Consider the following 1482-nt stretch of genomic DNA (forward strand, 5'->3'; position numbering starts at 1 on the left):
CTTGGGTTCTAGGGGTCGTCGCAACACCACTGGGTTTTAGGTGGTGAGTAGATCACGTAGACGCTCGGCTGGGGTATCCCAGCCGAGCGTCTTGCGTGGGCGGCCGTTGAGTTCCTGGGCGACGTGTTCGAGGTCTTCGGGGCTGTGGACGCTCAGGTCGGTGCCCTTGGGGAAGTACTGGCGCAGCAGCCCGTTCGTGTTCTCGTTCGAGCCGCGCTGCCAGGGCGAGGCCGGATCGCAGAAGTAGACGGGCATGCCGGTGGCCATGCTGAACTGCTTGTGGCGTGCCATCTCGCTGCCCTGGTCCCAGGTGAGGGAGCCGCGCAGGTGGGCGGGCAGGGTCTGGATCGTGGCGACCAGGCCGTCGCGGACAGTCTCGGCGTCGTGGGCTCCGCCGGGGAGGTGGACCAGCATGGTGTAGCGGGTGCTGCGCTCGACGAGGGTGGCGATCGCGGAGCGACCGCCCGCGCCGATGATCAGGTCGCCTTCCCAGTGACCGGGTACGGCCCGGTCCTCGATGTCGGCGGGGCGGTCGCTGATCATCACCATCGGGTCGATGAACCGTGGGGTGCGCCGCTCGGGGTCCCGGCGTGGTTTGCGGCGGGTCCGGCCGGAGCGGACGGCGGCCTGGACTTCCCGTTTCAGGCCGCCGCGGGCCTGGAAATACAGCGCCTGGTAGACCGTCTCCACGCTCACCCGCATGCTCTCGTCGTCGGGATGCTCTCTCAGTAGAGCGTGGCAGATCTGCTCCGGTGACCACCGCCTGCGCAGTCCGTCCCGGACGAAGCGGCGCAGCCGTCCCTCGCGCAGCAGTTTGCGCTCCTTGGGGCGGGGCCTGCGGGCGGCGGCCGCGCGGTGGGCCGCGTAGGGCTGGTAGCCCTCGCTGCCCGGGTTCGCGTCGATCTCCCGCTTGACCGTGCTCGCCGGCCGTCCCAGGGCTCGTCCGATCGCCCGCAGCGACTGCCCCGCCGCATGGAGATCGCGGATCTTCTCGCGCTCGGCGAGCGTCAGGAACCGTGGGTGAAGCTGCTTCTCCAGGGCCGTCAGGCCTACCGGTGCCGTGGTCACACCGCCCATCGTGACGGTCCCGGTGGTGTAGTCGACACGGCGCCCGTCGGCGTAAGTACGCGAAGAGCGGCTCTTCTTGACGCCCCAGTCCCAGTCTTTGGCCGTGCGCTCGTTCACGCCGACCTGCCGGGCCGCGACCCGGCGTGCGACACCGGCCGCCCGAAGCCGCTCGTACTCGTCCCGCCCTGGATGACGGCGCGGCAGACGAACCGAGCTTCGTCCAATTTTCCGGGCCCAGCCGAAAGCAGTGTTCCGGTTCACCCCCAGCTCACGTGCCACCACGGTCACGTTGCCCACGGCATCCAACCGCGCAAGGAAACGCTCCCGCAGCCCCGAAAGATCATCGCGTCCAACGGCCACGGTCCTCGCAACTCCCACAGATCGCGGGTGTTGCGAGGACCGTTAGAACCCAAG

At 69.2% G+C, this 1482-nt stretch carries 1 protein-coding gene; it reads right to left on the reverse strand.

Features of this window, described 5'->3' with window-relative positions; translation table 11 throughout:
• Positions 1 to 36: 36 nt before the first annotated feature.
• Positions 37 to 1077, reverse strand: coding sequence for an IS30 family transposase (locus tag ACF061_RS39030; protein WP_392271773.1), 1041 nt, complete (start codon positions 1075 to 1077; stop codon positions 37 to 39).
• Positions 1078 to 1482 lie beyond the last annotated feature (405 nt).

The organism is Streptomyces sp. NPDC015220, assembly GCF_043079345.1.
In the GTDB taxonomy this organism is placed as follows: Bacteria; Actinomycetota; Actinomycetes; order Streptomycetales; family Streptomycetaceae; genus Streptomyces.